The organism is Rhodococcus sp. 05-2255-1e (assembly GCF_002259025.1).
Taxonomy (GTDB): domain Bacteria; phylum Actinomycetota; class Actinomycetes; order Mycobacteriales; family Mycobacteriaceae; genus Rhodococcoides; species Rhodococcoides fascians.
In genome coordinates this window covers 491,182-507,612 of sequence record NZ_NOZE01000009.1, presented here as the reverse complement: position 1 = coordinate 507,612, position 16,431 = coordinate 491,182, and the positions used below count along the sequence as shown (strand labels likewise).

The 16,431-nt window shown below is 66.8% G+C and carries 17 protein-coding genes; 2 read left to right on the top strand and 15 right to left on the bottom strand.

The features are described 5' to 3' along the window. The 13 genes from panC to dacB form a co-directional block, all read right to left on the bottom strand. The gene (gene panC, locus CH262_RS05735) at positions 1-909 is read right to left on the bottom strand and encodes a pantoate--beta-alanine ligase (RefSeq protein WP_027494365.1); all 909 of its coding nucleotides are present in this window, start codon (positions 907-909) and stop codon (positions 1-3) included. Then, positions 906-1,820, bottom strand: coding sequence for a Rossmann-like and DUF2520 domain-containing protein (locus tag CH262_RS05730; protein ID WP_094717203.1), 915 nt, complete (start codon positions 1,818-1,820; stop codon positions 906-908). The genes panC and CH262_RS05730 overlap by 4 nt, the downstream gene beginning before the upstream one ends. 114 nt (positions 1,821-1,934) lie before the next feature. Next, positions 1,935-3,176 carry a DUF6779 domain-containing protein gene (locus CH262_RS05725; protein WP_179274918.1) on the bottom strand — a complete coding sequence of 414 codons (1,242 nt, stop codon included), beginning with the start codon at positions 3,174-3,176 and terminating at the stop codon, positions 1,935-1,937. 90 nt (positions 3,177-3,266) lie between these two features. After that, the gene (locus CH262_RS05720) at positions 3,267-3,737 is read right to left on the bottom strand and encodes a DUF3180 domain-containing protein (RefSeq protein WP_032369421.1); all 471 of its coding nucleotides are present in this window, start codon (positions 3,735-3,737) and stop codon (positions 3,267-3,269) included. Beyond that, on the bottom strand, positions 3,734-4,243 hold the full coding sequence (folK, locus tag CH262_RS05715) for a 2-amino-4-hydroxy-6-hydroxymethyldihydropteridine diphosphokinase (protein ID WP_094717202.1): 510 nt from the start codon (positions 4,241-4,243) through the stop codon (positions 3,734-3,736). The genes CH262_RS05720 and folK overlap by 4 nt, the downstream gene beginning before the upstream one ends. Then, on the bottom strand, positions 4,240-4,641 hold the full coding sequence (gene folB, locus CH262_RS05710; RefSeq protein ID WP_045841635.1) for a dihydroneopterin aldolase: 402 nt from the start codon (positions 4,639-4,641) through the stop codon (positions 4,240-4,242). The genes folK and folB overlap by 4 nt, the downstream gene beginning before the upstream one ends. Further along, entirely contained in the window at positions 4,638-5,486 is an 849-nt protein-coding gene (gene folP / locus CH262_RS05705) for a dihydropteroate synthase (RefSeq protein ID WP_032382181.1), read from the bottom strand. Before folP ends, folB begins: the two co-directional genes overlap by 4 nt. 19 nt (positions 5,487-5,505) lie before the next feature. Then, a complete protein-coding gene (folE, locus tag CH262_RS05700) occupies positions 5,506-6,132 on the bottom strand; it encodes a GTP cyclohydrolase I FolE (RefSeq protein ID WP_063268189.1) in 627 nt (208 codons plus the stop codon). Positions 6,133-6,339: 207 nt separating this feature from the next. Then, a complete protein-coding gene (ftsH, locus tag CH262_RS05695; RefSeq protein ID WP_094717201.1) occupies positions 6,340-9,195 on the bottom strand; it encodes an ATP-dependent zinc metalloprotease FtsH in 2,856 nt (951 codons plus the stop codon). A 307-nt stretch (positions 9,196-9,502) separates the two neighbouring features. Continuing rightward, the gene (gene hpt, locus CH262_RS05690) at positions 9,503-10,054 is read right to left on the bottom strand and encodes a hypoxanthine phosphoribosyltransferase (RefSeq protein ID WP_027494374.1); all 552 of its coding nucleotides are present in this window, start codon (positions 10,052-10,054) and stop codon (positions 9,503-9,505) included. A gap of 11 nt (positions 10,055-10,065) precedes the next feature. Next, entirely contained in the window at positions 10,066-11,019 is a 954-nt protein-coding gene (tilS, locus tag CH262_RS05685; RefSeq protein WP_179273891.1) for a tRNA lysidine(34) synthetase TilS, read from the bottom strand. Between the two features lie 16 nt (positions 11,020-11,035). Beyond that, positions 11,036-12,112 (bottom strand): zinc-dependent metalloprotease, encoded by a 1,077-nt coding sequence (locus CH262_RS05680; protein ID WP_094717199.1) that lies wholly within the window; start codon positions 12,110-12,112, stop codon positions 11,036-11,038. Beyond that, the gene (dacB, locus tag CH262_RS05675) at positions 12,109-13,479 is read right to left on the bottom strand and encodes a D-alanyl-D-alanine carboxypeptidase/D-alanyl-D-alanine endopeptidase (RefSeq protein ID WP_094717371.1); all 1,371 of its coding nucleotides are present in this window, start codon (positions 13,477-13,479) and stop codon (positions 12,109-12,111) included. The genes CH262_RS05680 and dacB overlap by 4 nt, the downstream gene beginning before the upstream one ends. Positions 13,480-13,657: 178 nt before the next feature. Here dacB and CH262_RS05670 point away from each other — a divergent pair, with 178 nt between their 5' ends. Further along, complete coding sequence (locus CH262_RS05670; RefSeq protein WP_027494378.1) at positions 13,658-14,149, top strand: inorganic diphosphatase; 492 nt, start codon at positions 13,658-13,660, stop codon at positions 14,147-14,149. Positions 14,150-14,213: 64 nt separating this feature from the next. After that, positions 14,214-14,672 carry a PAS domain-containing protein gene (locus CH262_RS05665; protein WP_027494379.1) on the top strand — a complete coding sequence of 153 codons (459 nt, stop codon included), beginning with the start codon at positions 14,214-14,216 and terminating at the stop codon, positions 14,670-14,672. An 86-nt stretch (positions 14,673-14,758) separates the two neighbouring features. On the opposite strand, the gene CH262_RS05660 is transcribed toward CH262_RS05665, so the two are convergent. Together CH262_RS05660 and CH262_RS05655 are read right to left on the bottom strand one after the other, a co-directional pair. Beyond that, a complete protein-coding gene (locus tag CH262_RS05660) occupies positions 14,759-15,835 on the bottom strand; it encodes a GGDEF domain-containing protein (RefSeq protein WP_032388321.1) in 1,077 nt (358 codons plus the stop codon). A gap of 130 nt (positions 15,836-15,965) precedes the next feature. After that, positions 15,966-16,430 carry a MarR family winged helix-turn-helix transcriptional regulator gene (locus CH262_RS05655; protein WP_032369382.1) on the bottom strand — a complete coding sequence of 155 codons (465 nt, stop codon included), beginning with the start codon at positions 16,428-16,430 and terminating at the stop codon, positions 15,966-15,968. Between the last annotated feature and the right edge of the window lies 1 nt (position 16,431).

Sequence of the window (16,431 nt, the reverse complement as noted above, 5' to 3'; positions counted from 1 at the left end):
TCACTCTCCACTTTTGGGATCGTCGGGGTATTCAAGAAAGCCCGTGCCGACGGCGACACCGACGTTGTCGATCAATCTCGTGGTACCCACCTTGGCCGCCACGAGCAGTCTGCCGTCCCCACGTTCGGGAGCCGGGCCGAGATGCGGGTCGCGCACTTCGAGGTAGTCGACCTGCACCAACGGCACCTGGTCGAGCACGGCACGCGCGGTGGCGATGATCGCCTCCGGACCACCGGCAGCGGCATGCGCCCCGGCCACGAGTGCAGCGGACAACGCCATTGCAGCGTCACGCTGTTCGGCATCGAGATACCTGTTGCGCGAGGACAGCGCCAGACCGTCCTGCTCGCGAACCGTCGGGACTCCGATGACCGCGACGTCGAAGTTCAGGTCTCGCACCATCTGCCGGATCAACGTCAGCTGCTGGTAGTCCTTCTCCCCGAAGTACGCCCGATGCGGAGCGGCTATCTGCAGCAGCTTGGCCACGACGGTGAGCATTCCCGCGAAATGCGTTGGCCTGCTGGCACCTTCGAGTTCACTACCGAGCGGACCGGGATGGACCGTGGTGCGCGGCCCGGACGGGTACATGTCGGACGCGGACGGCGCGAATACCAATTCCACGCCCTCGCCGCGGAGCAGTTCGACATCGGCGTCGAGGGTCCGCGGATAGGCGTCGAGGTCCTCCCCCACGCCGAACTGCAGTGGATTGACGAAAATCGACACGATCACGACCGCGCCGGTGAGCTTCGCCTGGCGCACCAACTGCAGGTGGCCGGCATGCAATGCGCCCATGGTCGGCACCAGAGCGACCTGCTTGCCGACGCCACGTAGGGCCTTGGACACCGACGTGATCACCGCGGGATCGTGGTGAACCGTCAACTGTCCCTTCGTGTAGCTGCCCGCGAGGGTCATCGCTTCCCTTCCAGAATCTCGATCAGATCGGCTGCGGCACCGATACGTTGGGCGGACCGCAGCGACAGCGCACGGTAACCGGCGGCGATCCGTGGATCGACGGCCTCGAGCACTTCGAGGTGTTTGCCGACAGCCGCGGTATCGCCTCGGGCCACCGGGCCGGTCAGTGCGGATTGTCCGTTGCGCAGCGCATTGTCCAGTGCAGCTTCGAGCAGCGGAGCCAGAACGCGCTCGGGCACACCACGTTCGGCATCGGATCCAGGAAAACCCGGACCGGCCAACGCAACTCGCAGTGCCTCGACCGCGTCGACGACCAACGTCACGAGGTGATTGCTGCCGTGAGCCAGCGCCGCGTGGTAGAGCGCCCGGTTGCTCTCGGGCACGTGCACCGGCTCGCCGCCGATCTCGAGGACGAGGGCTTGGGCTACCGCATAACCGATCTCGTCGCCCGCGGTGATGCCGAAGCACGCGGCCGTCATCCGGTCGGTGTCCTCGGGTCCGCCGCTGAATGTCATGGCCGGATGTATCGCCAACGGAACAGCGCCAAGGGCAGCCAACGGCTCCAGTACCGCGACGCCGTTCGCGCCGGAGGTGTGCGCCACCAACTTGCCCGGCGCGACCGCCCCGGTCGCGGCGAGACCGGCGACGATCGAGGCCAGTTCGTAGTCCGGTACCGCCAGAATCAGCAGTTCGGCCCGACGGGCAACCTCGTCGACAGGCAGAATCTGCGACTCGGGCAATCGATCGCGTACTCGCTCGATGGATGCGTCCGATACCGCGGCGGCACCGACGACAACGTGTCCGACGCGTTCGAGCGCCTCACCGAATGCCGTACCGACACGACCGGCGGAGACGACACCCACGGTCAAGCGAGCCGGAGACAGACCACCAGTGAACCCTGATGAGGTCACCGAAATTTTCCTCTCGTTCGTTCCAGTCCCGCTCGGCGGGTACCAGACGTCCTGCAGGGAACAATAGCGACAGCGGCACCGAAGGTGCCATGGGAAACCGGTGTGATCTGGTTCTCAGTCTGCGCGGCGGCGACGGCGACGAGTGCCTGCGTCGGTGGTCGTCGTGTCGGCCGAATCGCCGCCTGCCAGCCCGGCCATGATCTCGGCCACGGAACGGCCGTTGGAGTGCGCGCCGGACGCCTCCTCGGGGGATTCGGCGCGCCTGCGTCCGCGCCGCGGTGCATCCGCCGTCTCCTCGGCAGGCGTGTCGTCGACGCGGTCGGCTGCGAAGAACGCATCGGCCGAATCGCGCAGCGAGCGGCGAGACTCCGGGTACGTGGCCTCTTCCTGGGCCGATTCGGGCTCGGGGGCCTGCTGGGGCTGGGCCTCCTCGACAGGTTCGGCGTCCTCGACAGGTTCTGATTCGGCCGGTTCGGATTCGGCCGCGGGTCGACGCGTCTGCTCGAAGTTGTATGCGGTGAACGGCGAGGTAGGCGGGCTCACCCGCCCGGCCGGCCTCGGTGCCCCGTAGGGGCTGGACTTCGCGGCCGGCGGCTCGGTGCGGTCGTTCTGCCCGGCGTCGGTGACGTCGTCGGAACCCTCCGGTGCAGAACCCTGCTCGGCAGACGCGTCCTGTGCGTACCCGGAATCGGCTTCAGGTGCCGCGGTCGCGCGGGGCATTTCGTCCGGATTCTCGGGATAGACCACCGACGTCTCGGCGGTGACCGGCTCGTCGTAGGGCGTACCCACGCCGTTGAAGCCGGGGCCTGCGGGTCCGTTGCCGTTGCCGCCACCTCGTACGTACAACCCGGACGGTGCGGGCTGATAGCTGTCGTAGCCACGGCCACCGAGTTCCTGCATCCGCATCGCCTCGGCGCGTAGTGCGACCCGTTCGGTCGGTAGGTTGCCCTCGAACAGCACCTGCAGGTTCTGGCGCAGCGCGGCCAGTTCGTTACGCAGCGCAGCGACCTCGTCCGATTCCAACCGCGTCTCGTTGCGCACCCGGGCTTCGACGCTCATCTCGTACTCGCGTCGGGCCGAGATCTCGCGGGCGAGCTGCAGTTCGTAGACCGTCTGTAAGTCCTTGGCCTTGGTCTGATCCGCGGCCGCTTCCCTGCGGTACTTCGTCATCGCGAACGCACCGATCACCGCGGCCCACAGCGCCGAGAGCACCCCGACGCGCATCCACTGAACGCTTTCGCTGAACAACAACAGCACACTGGCGACGATGCCGAACACGACGAGCGCCGCGAGGAACAGCTGGCTCGCACTACGCCGCTTTCGGCGTCCCTTCTTGGCGCGAGTCTGATCTGTCATGTTCTCAAGGGTAACCGGCCTGTCGGTCGCATCTGGTCATCCCCGACCGATCACGTACACAACAAAGGTAACGATCGAGGGACGGATACGTTATCGGGAGCGCTCGTCGTCCCGATCTTCCGGGGTGCGGCAGCACTGCTCCAGCCACACCGCGGCGGCGACGACAGCAAGGCCCGCGACGAGGGCCACGATCGCTCCGGCTCGGTCCGCCGACGCCGCTCGCACCGTTGCCGCACGTGGCAATACGTACACCAGGAAGCCGACGCACACCCCCACCAGAGCGGTTCCCACCAGCAACGACGCCTTCGCCAACACCAGCGCCCGGAAGACCGTCAACGGATGCAGGTCGTGCAGACCGGTGCCCACTCGATGCTCGGCGATGCGATTGCGGACGATCACCGCGGTCACCACTTCCACCACCGCGACCAGATACAGCGACGCTCCGGCGTACACCGGGATCGGCGGAAACGAACCGTAGAAAACCCGCACCAGCAGCCACGTGCCCACTGCGGCGATCAGAAACAAACCCAAGACATCCCAGATCTTGGTGGGATTGGTCACCACAGTCGATCACCGTCGTCGTCGAGACGGACGACTCCCGCTCGCTCGTCCGTACTCAGACGCTCGAGCAGCTCGGATATCGGCACGTCCGCCCCGTCGACCCGAAGCGTGGCGTCGGGATCGACGTCCAGCCACGGCAGCAGCACGAACGCGCGCTCGTGTGCACGGGGATGGGGAAGAATCAGGCGCGGGTCGTCACTGATGACGTCGTCGCACACGATCACGTCGACGTCGAGGCTGCGGGGTCCCCAACGCTGCACTCGAACGCGGTCCGCTGCCTCCTCGAGTTGCTGCGCCAGACGCAACCAGTCCCACGGGCCGTAGGCATCGTCCTCGGCCACCACGATCGCGTTGAGGAAGTCCTGTTGCTCGACGCCACCCCACGGAGCAGATCGATGCACGGCCGAGCACGCCACCACGCGCGAACCCAATTCCGTTGTGACAGAACGCAAGTGGCTCATCGAGTCGCCGATGTTGCTGCCGATCGACAGCACTGCACGGCTCACTTTCGCTCCCGATAGGCCACCACGGCAACGTCGCCGAACGTCAGGGGAATGGGAGCCGACGGCTTGTGCAGCACCACCTCCACTGCGTCGACTCGGGAGTCGTAACCGAGCACCACCTCGGCGATCTCGGCGGAGACCGTCTCGATCAGGTCCCGGGACGGGCCCGCTACGACCGCCGCGGCATGTTCGGCCAGTTCGCCGTAATGCAGCGTGCGAGTCAGATCGTCGGTCTCGGCCGCGGGCGAGAGATCCATCCAGACGGTGATGTCGACGACGAAGTCCTGGCCGTCTCGCTTCTCGAAGTCGAAGACCCCGTGATTGCCGCGGACGGTCAGCCCGCGCAATTCGATGCGGTCACCGCGACGAGTCCCTGCAGCGGCACTGTTGATCTCGCTCATGCGCGACCACCCTGCCATGCCCGCACGACGGCGACCGCGTCGAGTGACGACCGGACGTCGTGCACCCGCACTCCCCACGCGCCGCCGGCGACGGCGAGGGCCGAGACGACGGCCGTCGCGATCTCCCGGCCGTCCGGTGGACGCGGTGAACCGTCGGGTTCGGCGAGGAGCGAGCCCAGAAAACGTTTGCGGGACGCACCCACCAGAACTGGGAAACCGGATTCCACCAGGGTGGGCAGTCCGCGCAGCAGCTGCCAGTTGTGCTCTGCGTTCTTGGCGAATCCGAGGCCCGGGTCCAGCACGATCCGCGACGCGTCGACCCCGGCGCTCACTGCGTGGTCGACCTGCTCGAGCAGTTCGCGGCGGACGTCGGCGACCACGTCGTCGTAGTGATCGGCCGGGCCGGTGTGCCGGAACGTCGAGTCGGCGGCCCGCCAGTGCATCAGGATCCACGGCAGCCCGCCTTGCGCGACCACGCCGGCCATCGCGGGGTCGGCTCGACCGCCCGAGACGTCGTTGACGATCGACACCCCGGCCTCGATCGCCGCAGCGGCGACGTGTGCGCGCATCGTGTCGACGCTGGTGCTCACGCCTTCGGCGGCCAACGCCGAGATGACCGGTACGACGCGCTGCGCCTCGACCGACGGGTCGACGCGGTCCGCCCCGGGGCGCGTGGACTCCCCGCCGACGTCGACGATGTCGACTCCCAGCCGATGCATTGCCAGACCGTGTTCGACGGCCGCGTCGACGTCGAGGTAGCGACCGCCGTCGGAGAACGAATCGGCCGTCACGTTGAGAACGCCCATGACGATGGGCGCAGCGGGAACGGAGCTCGCGAAAGTCATCGTGATCGGACCGGAACCGTCATTTCCGGAGGATCAGGTCCAAGGCTTCCGAACGCGATGCCGCGCTGGACTGCAGCAGACCCCGGACCGCAGACGTGGTGGTGCTGGCACCGGGCTTGCGGATACCGCGCATCGCCATGCACAGGTGCTCGGCCTCGATCACGACGATTGCGCCGCGTGGGTCGAGCTTGCGCATCAACGCGTCGGCGATTTGGCTGGTCAACCGCTCCTGCACCTGGGGACGCTTGGCGTACATGTCCACCACGCGGGCCAGCTTCGACAGACCGGTCACCTTGCCGCTCTTGCCGGGGATGTATCCCACGTGGGCGACGCCGTGGAACGAGACCAGGTGGTGCTCGCACGTGGAGTACATGGGGATGTCGCGAACCAGAACCAGTTCTTGATGGCCTTCGTCGAAGGTCGTGTTCAGCGCGGTGTCCGGATCGGTGTAGAGGCCGGCGAAGATCTCGCGGTAGGACCGGGCGACACGAGCCGGGGTATCGAGCAGGCCCGGGCGGTCGGGATCCTCACCGACGGCAATGAGCAACTCGCGTACCGCAGCCTCCGCGCGGGGCTGGTCGAACACCGCGCCCGTGGCATAGGCCACCGTCTCCGTGATTCCCTGCTGCGGGACGACGGATTGCACGGCTGCTGGGACTTCTGCCGAGTCGCCTGTCGACTCGTCGGTCCTGTTGACTGACACGAGAACGTACCTCCGGTTGGGCTCCGCGAATGTGGCAGCTGGGCGGGCGTGCTGCTCGGTGTGAACGGCTCGCCGACGAACAACAGCACGGGTTCGAAACGACGCACTGGGTCGACCGTCACGGTCGACCCAGTCAGCCTAATGATGGGACTAGCGGTGTGAGCCGCCCGGTCCTTCCCACCGTTGGGTGCGTGGGCCGGCGTCGCCGTCGTCGTTTCCGTGACGGTCGCCGTGCTCACCCTGCTGCGACTCCTCCGACGAACCATGAGCGGGTCGATCGTCTCCGGGCAGCGGGTAGTTGTGCGAGCTTTCCGGAACCTCCCACGTGGGAGTCGACTCCGGCGCGCCCTCGGAATTCTCGCCGTAGGGAGGCTCGTGCCGGGACGTGCGACCGTGCTCCCCGGCGTCCGGCCGGAACGGATCCGGCTGGTACTGCGGCGGCTGGTACGACTGCTGCGGTTGCTGCGGGTCGTACGACTGCTGCGGCTGGGGCGGCTGGTAGGACTGCGGCTGCTGATACGTCGGATGCTGACGGTAGCCCTGATCCGAGTCCTGTTCACGCGGAGGCTGGTACTGAGCCGGCGGCGTGGACGGGCCTTGGTAGCGCGGCACCTGGGGCTGATCGCGCGGCGGCCAGCCGGGTGCCGACCAGCCGGCGGGAGCGCCGTAATCGGGGCCCGAACCATTGGGACCCGATCGGGGCTCGGGCCGGCGATAGCCCTCGGAGTATCCGCTGCCCGTGGCCGGCCCGCCGTAGCTTCCGTTGGCAGGACCGCCGTTGGTAGCGCCGTTGTAGCCGCCACCGTTGGTAGCCCCGTTGTAGCCGCCGCCGTTGTTGCTACCGCCGTTGTTGCTACCGCCGTTGTAGTCGCCGGGGGCAGGCGCGCTTCGTCGACCGGCACCCGTGTTCGGTCCGAGCTCGCCGTTGCTGGGTGCGCCGTTGGTGGGTGCGCCGTTGTAACCGTTGCTGCCGTTCTGCTGCCCACCCTTGGTCAGCTGCGGCGACCCGGCGTAGCTGGGCTGCGGAAACTGTTGTGGCGGAAGCTGTTTCGGTGCCGGCGGCACCGGAGGCCACGGCTCGCCGCGTTCGGCTGCGAGTTCGCGAGGAGTCTTGACCGGCGGCTTGTCGGACGGCTTGCGGTCACCGAAGTCGTTGAACAGCGTGATGCGCGGACGCTTGGTGACGCTGTGAAAGATCTTCTCGAGGTCCTTGCGGGTCAGCGTCTCACGTTCGAGCAGCTCGGAGGCAAGGGTGTCGAGCAGGTCGCGGTACTCGTTGAGGATGGCCCACGCCTCGGTGTGCGCGGCTTCGATGAGCTTGCGCACCTCCTCGTCGATTTCGCGGGCGACCTCGTGCGAGAAGTCGGACTGCTGTCCCATCGAACGACCGAGGAACGGGTCGCCCTGTTCCTGTCCGTAGCGAACGGCACCGAGCTTGCTGCTCATGCCGTACTCGGTGACCATCGCGCGGGCGATCTTGGTGGCCTGGTCGATGTCCGAGGACGCTCCGGTGGTCGGCTCGTGGAACACGAGCTCTTCCGCGGCGCGTCCACCCATGGCCATCACCAGGCGTGCAATCATCTCCGACCGCGTCATCAGGCCCTTGTCGTCCTCGGGGACCGTCATCGCGTGGCCGCCGGTGCGACCGCGCGCGAGGATGGTCACCTTGTAGACGGGCTCGATGTCGGGCATCGCCCACGCCGCGAGCGTGTGTCCGCCTTCGTGGTACGCGGTGATCTTGCGCTCGTGCTCGCTGATGATGCGGCTCTTGCGGCGCGGACCACCGACGACGCGGTCGACGGATTCTTCGAGCGACGCCTCGGTGATGACGGTGCCGTTCTCACGAGCGGTGAGCAGTGCCGCTTCGTTGATGACGTTGGCCAGGTCTGCACCCGACATTCCGACGGTTCGCTTGGCCAGACCTTCGAGGTCGGCATCCTGCGCGACGGGCTTGCCGGCCGAGTGCACCTTCAGGATTGCTCGACGGCCGGCCAGGTCGGGGGCACCGACCGGGATCTGACGGTCGAAGCGGCCCGGACGCAGCAGGGCCGGGTCGAGGATGTCGGGTCGGTTGGTGGCGGCGATGAGGATGACACCGGTGCGCTCACCGAAGCCGTCCATTTCGACGAGCAGCTGGTTGAGCGTCTGCTCGCGCTCGTCATGTCCGCCGCCCATGCCTGCGCCGCGCTGGCGGCCGACGGCGTCGATCTCGTCGACGAAGATGATGCAGGGGCTGTTCTGCTTGGCCTGCTCGAACAGGTCGCGCACGCGGGATGCACCGACGCCGACGAACATCTCGACGAAGTCGGAGCCGGAGATGGTGAAGAACGGGACGCCCGCCTCGCCTGCGACGGCGCGCGCCAGCAGCGTCTTGCCGGTTCCGGGAGGGCCGTACAGCAGGACGCCGCGCGGAATCTTGGCACCGAGGGCCTGGTAGCGCGCCGGGTTCTGCAGGAAGTCCTTGATTTCGTAGAGCTCTTCGACGGCCTCGTCCGCGCCCGCAACATCGGCGAACGTGGTCTTCGGCATGTCCTTGGTCAGCTGCTTGGCCTTGGATTTGCCGAAGCCCATGACACCACCGCGGCCGCCACCCTGCATACGGCTCATCACGAAGATGATCACGCCGAGGATCAACACCATCGGGAGGATGAGCAGCAGGAACGAGCTGAACCAGCTCTCCTGGGTGACGGTGGTGTTGTAGCTGTTCAAGCCCTGCGAGTCGACCTTGTCGAAGATCTGCTCGGACGCCGAGTCCGGATACTTCGCAATGATCTGCTTCTCGTTCTCCGTGGCGTCGGAGGCCTCTTTGAGGGTCAGCCGAATCTGCTGCTCACGGTCGTCGATCTGCGCGGACTCGACATTGCGGTCGTCGAGCTGGGCGATCGCCACCGAGGTATCGACCGACGTCCAGTTCCGCGTGTCGTTACCGAAGTAGCTGAAGGCATAGATCACCAACAGAATGCCGAAAACGATGGCGAGATTTCGTATTACTGTCTTCCGATTCATACAGCTTCAGCCGACTCGGCCGTGTCCTTTCAGTCCGCTCCCGCGCGCTGGCTGCTCCCTGCCCGCCGGATACTCCAGGCTACCGCGAGACTCGGACATCGGACTCGCTCTTACCTGGCGCTCTGCGTCCACGCGCCTGTCGGCGTCGACGCTTCTTCCCCTCCAACGACTGCACTCCCCCGGCAGTTCCCCGTGTATCGCCGCACACTATCCGGATCGATGGACCATTGCATACGTCTCGGCGCGGCAATGGTCCATTGACGGACGGTCCAGCGCAGCGACACGGGCGGAACCGAAAGAACTCGGATCAGCTGTACACCTTCGGGTCCAGCAGACCGATGTACGGCAGATCGCGGTATCGCTCGTTGTAATCGAGGCCGTAGCCGACGACGAACTCGTTGGGGATGTCGAAGCCCACGTTCGCGACCTCGACGTCGACCTTGATCGCGTCGGGCTTACGCAGCAACGTCACCACCGACAGCGAGGCCGGCGACCGGGTCGCCAGGTTGCGCTTGAGCCAGCTCAGCGTCAGACCGGAGTCGATGATGTCCTCGACGATCAGCACGTGGCGTCCGGTGATGTCGCGGTCGAGGTCCTTCAGAATCCGGACGACGCCGGAGGACGACGTCGACGAGCCGTAGGAGCTCACCGCCATGAACTCGAGCTGCGCCGGGATGGGCAGGGCCCGCGCGAAGTCGGTCATGAACATGATCGCGCCCTTGAGAACGCCGACCAGCAGCAAGTCGCCTTCGGGAGCACCCTCGGGATATCGCTTGGCAATTTCCTCTGCGAGTTCCGCGGTCCGTGTTTTGATCTGTTCCTCGGAAATGAGAACCGATTCGATGTCGCCCTCGTACACGGGGTTTCCCTTCATTCGTTCTCCAGGCCGACGCTCAGCCTGCCATGCCGACGCGAGCACACCAACCTCGCCTCCGGCGTTCCCCCAGGCAGCGCAACTCCGCCCTGCCCGGTCCAGCGCACGACGAGCGCATCGACAGCCCGGATCTGACGGTCCGACAACGACGTCACACCCCGGCCGAGGAGCCAGCGACGCACCACTCGGCGGCGGATCGCAGGGTCGGACGACTGGATCGCCGAGACGTCCAACTCGCGGGTGTTCGTATCGACGACGGCCGCGGCGATGGCGTCGAGCGCACGGCCGTCGTCCTGCAGCTGCTCGGCCGTGCGGGCCAGAGCCGGAGCGACGCCCCCACCCAGCACGTCCTCGAGCAACGGCAGCACCTCGTGGCGTAGCCGCACCCGGGTGAAGTCCGGATCGAAATTGTGCGGATCCTCGAACGGTTCGAGTCCCAGCTCCGCGCACGCGGCCCGCGTCACAGCGCGTCGCACCCCGAGGAGCGGCCGACCCCACGGGTCGTCGAACGCTGCCATTCCGGCGATGGACCGCGGCCCCGAGCCGCGACCGAGGCCCAGCAGCACCGTCTCCGCCTGGTCGTCGAGAGTGTGCGCCACCAGTACCGAGGCAGCGCCGCGCGCGCGGTCCAATGCGTCGTACCGGGCTCGGCGAGCGGCAGCTTCCATCCCGCCCGAACCGGCCACGGTCACCGTCAGCACTCGGGCGTCGTCGACGCCCAGCAACCGGGCACGCTCGGCGGAAACGGCAGCCACCTCCGCGGATCCCGCCTGAAGCCCATGATCGACGATCAGCGCCGTCACGTTCGAAGCCTCGGCTGCCGTCGCCGCAGTGAGCGCCAGTGAATCCGCACCACCGGACAGCGCCACCGCTACCGGGCCGGGATGCGCCGCCAACCAACCCCGCACTGCACGCCGAACCTCCAGCAACGCCGGAGACTCGGGCAGCATGGGTCGTTCCGCAGGCTCAGCCAAGGACTCGCGCGACCCACGCATCCGGGTCCTCGATCTCCGACAGCAACGGCAGAGTGTCCGGCCCGGTCCACACCGTGTTGAAGCGTTCCATTCCCACCGAGCCGACGACGTGATCGACGAATGCCTTGCCGCGTACGTATTGCGCCATCTTCGCGTCCATCCCGAGCAGCGTGCGCACGACGCGTTGGACGGGGTTGACCTTGCGTTGGCGTCGCCGATCGAATGCGCGGCGGATCTGCACCACCGACGGCACGACGGCCGGTCCGACGGCGTCCATGACGTGGTCGGCGTGACCTTCGAGCAGTGTTCCGAGAACGAGGAGACGGTCGATCGCCTGCCGCTGCGGCTCGGGTTGGGTCGCGCGCAGCAGACCGATGATGCCTGCGTCCTCGGCGGATCCGGAGGGGTTCTTCCTGGCCTTCAGAGCGCCGCTCAGCCGAGTGAGGACATCGGACATCGGCTCGTCGGTGCCGTCGGAGAGCAATCCGACGTTGTCCCGCATGTACTGCCCGAGCCACGGCGCGGAGGAGAACTGCACTCGGTGGGTCACCTCGTGCAGGCATACCCAGAGCCGAAAATCGCTGGGTGAGACGCGAAGTGCACGTTCGACGGCGATCACGTTGGGTGCGACCAGCAGCAGGGTGCCGCTCTCACCGGTGAACGGATCGTACTGTCCCAGAATGGCACTGGACAGGAACGCGAGCATGGCACCGGCCTGCAACCCGGCGGGCTTGCCACCGAGCAGACCGGACGGGGGTGCCTCGTTCTCGTCCCCGGTGAGGTGCTTCATCGACGCAGCCGCCGCTGCGATCCATCCTGCTCGATCGACCACCTGGGCGTCGGGCACCGGCAGACCGTCGGCCAGACCGGTCGTCTCCCGCACCGGACCCTCGGCCCGAATCGACGCTGCGGCAAGCTCTTCCACGGCTGCGGCGGCGGTGTATCGCGAGGTGGCCGGTCCCGGGCGGGCCAATCTCGCTCCGGCCTTCGCGGCCACCGCCCAGTCGACTGCGCCGGCGAACCCGGACGTGGCGTCGTTGTCGTCGGCGGTTGCTGTTTCGGTGCTCATCGGCAACCACACATTCTCAGGGTCGATGCGACGGCATCGAGGGCGGGTCGACTGACATCGGGTGGCCGGTCGTTGGACATCAGGGCGAACGTCAGGATCCGACCGTCGACGTCGACGACGTATCCCGCCAGAGCGCTTGCAGCGGAGAGGGTTCCGGTCTTCGCTCGGACCCAGCCGGCACCGGTCCGATCCCCCGAGGCGTACCGATCGGACAGCGTTCCGGTGGCACCGGCGACCGGTAGGTAGTCGAGCATGGGCCGCAGTGCCGGTTGACCGCTCCCGGCTGCCGACGTCAGCACCTGATCGAGCAGGCGCGCGGGGATCCTGCCGTCGACCGACAGTCCGCTCGCGTCCTGCAACGCCAGACCGGCCATGTCGAAGCCGGCCGAGAACAGGGTCTGGCCGATGGACGCCACCGCCCCGGAAAAGCTTGCCGCCGTGTTCATCTCGAGCGAGAGTTCTCGGCCCACCGCTTCGGCGAGCACGTTGTCGGACCGATAGATCATCTGCTGCAGCCGATCTCGTAACGGGGCCGACTGCACCGATGCGATCTGATCGGCACCCTCCGCCGCCTTGCCCGTCGTCACCGCAGCGGGGTCGACGCCGAGTCCCGCGGCGAGGGCGCGGCCGGCATCGAGGGCAGGCATGGTGCTGCGCGGCGATTCGTCGACGAGGGGGTTCGAGCGGCCGCCGTCGAGCATGATCGGTTCGATCGGGGTGATGGATCCGGCGGCGATGTCGGCCGGGAACCAGCCCTGGGCCATCGTGTCGCCGGAGTAGATGGACGTGTCGACGCTGATGCTGCGCACTGCGGTTCCGCTGCGGCGGATCTGCTCCACCAGGTCGTCGATGCGTGCCGCTCCCGGATAGAACCCGGTCGTACCCACCGGCAGGGCGGTGAGCGTGGGGTCACCGCCGGCGATCAGCACGATGTTGCCCTCACCGCTGCCCTGGACCACCCGGGTCGCGACGCGGTGGTCGGACGGAAGCGCGAGCATCGCGGCCGCTGCCGTGAGCACCTTGGTCGTCGATGCGGGAGTCATGGGCGTGTCGGGATTCTGCGACCACAGGATCTGGCCGGTCTGCGCGTCGGCCACGGTTCCGGTGAAGGTGCCGAGCGCGGCGTCGTCCACCACGGGTGCGAGCGCGCCCGCGAGACCGGCTGCGCTCGGCACCGGGGCGGAGTCGGGGAACGCGGTGATCGACGGGTTCGGCAGCACCGTCTCGGGTGGGGGTGCGATCGCGGCGTCGGCACTCTCGGAGACCCTGGGCAGCACCAGAGCGGCGGTCGTGACGGCAAGGACCACGACGAACACCGCGCACAGCGTGAGGATCAACCGCTTCTTCCTGCGTCTGCGCCCCGCCATGGGACCGAGGAATCGCCGTGTCAGCCCCGCCACCGTTCCTCCGTCATTGCCGTGGTCGTACCCATGATCATCGAGTCAACAGTATCCTCGGGTCCGGTAGCCTTGCGCCGCCACCATAGAGACATTCGCAAACCACTCGAGCCCGCTCGGGCTCGAACCAAGACAGTGAGGACTGCACGTGTCGTTCGACGTCACCATCGAGATCCCCAAGGGGCAGCGCAACAAGTACGAGGTCGACCACGTCACCGGACGTGTTCGCCTCGACCGCTACCTCTACACCGCGATGGCGTATCCGGCCGACTACGGCTTCATCGAGAACACCCTGGGCGAGGACGGCGATCCTCTCGACGCGCTGGTGCTGCTGCCCGAGTCGGTGTACCCCGGTGTCATCGTCGAGGCCCGCCCGGTGGCCATGTTCAAGATGGTCGACGAAGCAGGCGGCGACGACAAGGTGCTGTGTGTGCCGGCCGGCGACACCCGCTGGGATCACATCCAGGATCTGAGCGACGTCTCGACCTTCGAGCTCGACGCGATCAAGCATTTCTTCGTCCATTACAAGGATCTCGAACCCAACAAGCACGTCACCGGTGCAGACTGGGTGGGTCGCGCAGAAGCCGAGGCCGAAATCGCTGCGTCCTTCAAGCGTTTGACGGACAATCCGGGTCACTGATCCTTTCGGCATCACAACACCTCGTTTCGGCCGTGAGCCGACGAACCACAGTTTGGGGAGACGTATGACCGACAGCACTTCCAACGGCACCGCCGGTGATCGGCGCAATCTGGAGTCGCGGCCGATATCGGACCCGACCCAGTTCCCCGATCTGCCGGTGACCGTCGTTCTCGACCGGATCCCGGTACCGATTCTGGCTGTCGATCCCACCGGTGCCATCGTGTTCGCGAACGAGGCCTTCGACGATCTGTTCGGACTCGACCGGACAGAACGAGAGGACTTCCACCTGCACGACATCTTCCCGGATCGAGCTCCGGAGGGCGTGAACGTCGCCGAGATGTTCCTGACCACCGTCGCCACCCGTGCGGACTCCCTCTGGCGGATGACCGACAAGACCGGCGACATCGTTCAGGTGCGGGCCAGCAAGTCGATTCTTCGGCGCACCGAGGACACCATCGTGCTCGTCGCGTTGGAGGATTTCACCGACCAGCTGTGGAACGACCCGAAGAGCGCTCTGCGCTGACACTTCGATGAGCGCTCTGCGCTGACGGTTCGAATCGTTCTCCCCAGAACGTTTCCCGGGAACGACCAACGGTGTACATCGGCATGTCAGGTGCCGGTGTACACCGTTGCTTTGTTTCCACCCGCGTGTTTCGACTCGTACATCGCTGCGTCGGCGTCGAGCAGTCCGTTGTGCATCAACTCGGCCGACTCGTAGGACGAATCGGCCGACCGCCACTGGCCGGCATCGAGTATCGCGACCCCGATGCTGACCGTCACCGGCACGTCGTCGCCTGGATCGTGCACCGCCTCGCGAATGTCGTCGGCCAGGTGTTTCGCGGAGTCGGCGTCGACTGGAACGGCAATCGTGAACTCTTCACCTCCGGTCCGCGCCACGCACGGACGTCTACCGGTGACAGCGCTCAGCCGCCGCGCTGTCCGGCGAAGAACCCGGTCACCCATCGCGTGGCCGAAGGTGTCGTTGACCCGCTTGAACTGGTCCAGATCGACCACCATCAACGCCACGGATTCAGTGTCGGCCAATCTGCCCAGCATCCGCTCGAGCCGCAGTTCCAGACCGCGCCGATTGAGCAGGCCCGTCAAGGAGTCGGTGTTGGCGAGGTCGAGCTGGCGTTGGATGACGGCGCGAAAGGCGAGCACCGAGTTGACCACGAGCACCGTGACGAGAGCGCGCGCGACGATCGAGGCCGGGTCGTCCGGGCGTTCGAGGACGGCCAGTACCGCGAGCAGCAGAATGACGGCGTTGACGAACGCCGTGTGAAATTTCAGTACGTTGCGGCGGGAGAAGTACGCGATGTAGGTGCCGATCACCGAGAACAGGGCAGCCCCGTACAGAGCCAGGTCCCGGTCCGCAAAGGTCAGCAGTAGCCCCGACACCCCCACGTCCGCATAGATCACGAACCATCCGGGCATGTGCGAGGCGTCCACCGACCGTAACCACCACCACGCTCCCACCGGCAGGGTGGAGAGCAGCACGATCGTGCAGATCAGCACGGCCGTCGTGCCCACCGGACCGTCGTCCGACAGCATGATGATCGCGCCGATCACGCCGAACGACGGGACGAGCACTGCGATACCCCTGGCCACGCGACGCTCGAGCCGGATCGAGCCCGATCGGGGTCCGATCTCGGACGACGGGGAGGGTAGGTCGTGATCGGTTGGCATCGCGTCCCCTCCGTCCGTTCCGAGCAGTCCGAGCATCCGGGTACGACGGCGTCGCTCCCCGGCCGTCGAGGCAGGGCTCGAGCGTACGAAACGACTCGACCGTCGGCACCGAGTTCTCGGAGTCCGAGGCTCAGACGTTACCCGGGCGTTGAGTGGGCAGGTCCGGTCTGATGGTCTCGTAATCGGTCAAGAATCGGTCCAGCAGTCCGACCAGCGTCGCCCGATCCTCCTCGGCCCATCCTTCGATGACTCGTCCGAGGTTCTCGGTACGGCGTTGCTGGATGGCGGCTGCAGCTTCCTCGCCGGACGGGGTGACGGCCAGAACGAATGCCCGCCCGTCACGTTCGTCGGGTACCCGAGCGACATGTCCTCGCTCGACCAGCTGGCCTACCTGCCTGCTGACCGTGGACGGGTCCGAGTTGACCATCGCGGCGAGCTCGCTGGACCGCATCGGTCCGTCGCGCAGCAGGCGGAACAGGCATACGTAGGCGGCACCGTCGACGCCGCCCGAGGACGAGATCTGCGCGATGTTGCGCTCCCGAATCCGCTGCAGCCGAACCAGCTGTGTACCCAGCTCTTCGGCGTATTCGACCACG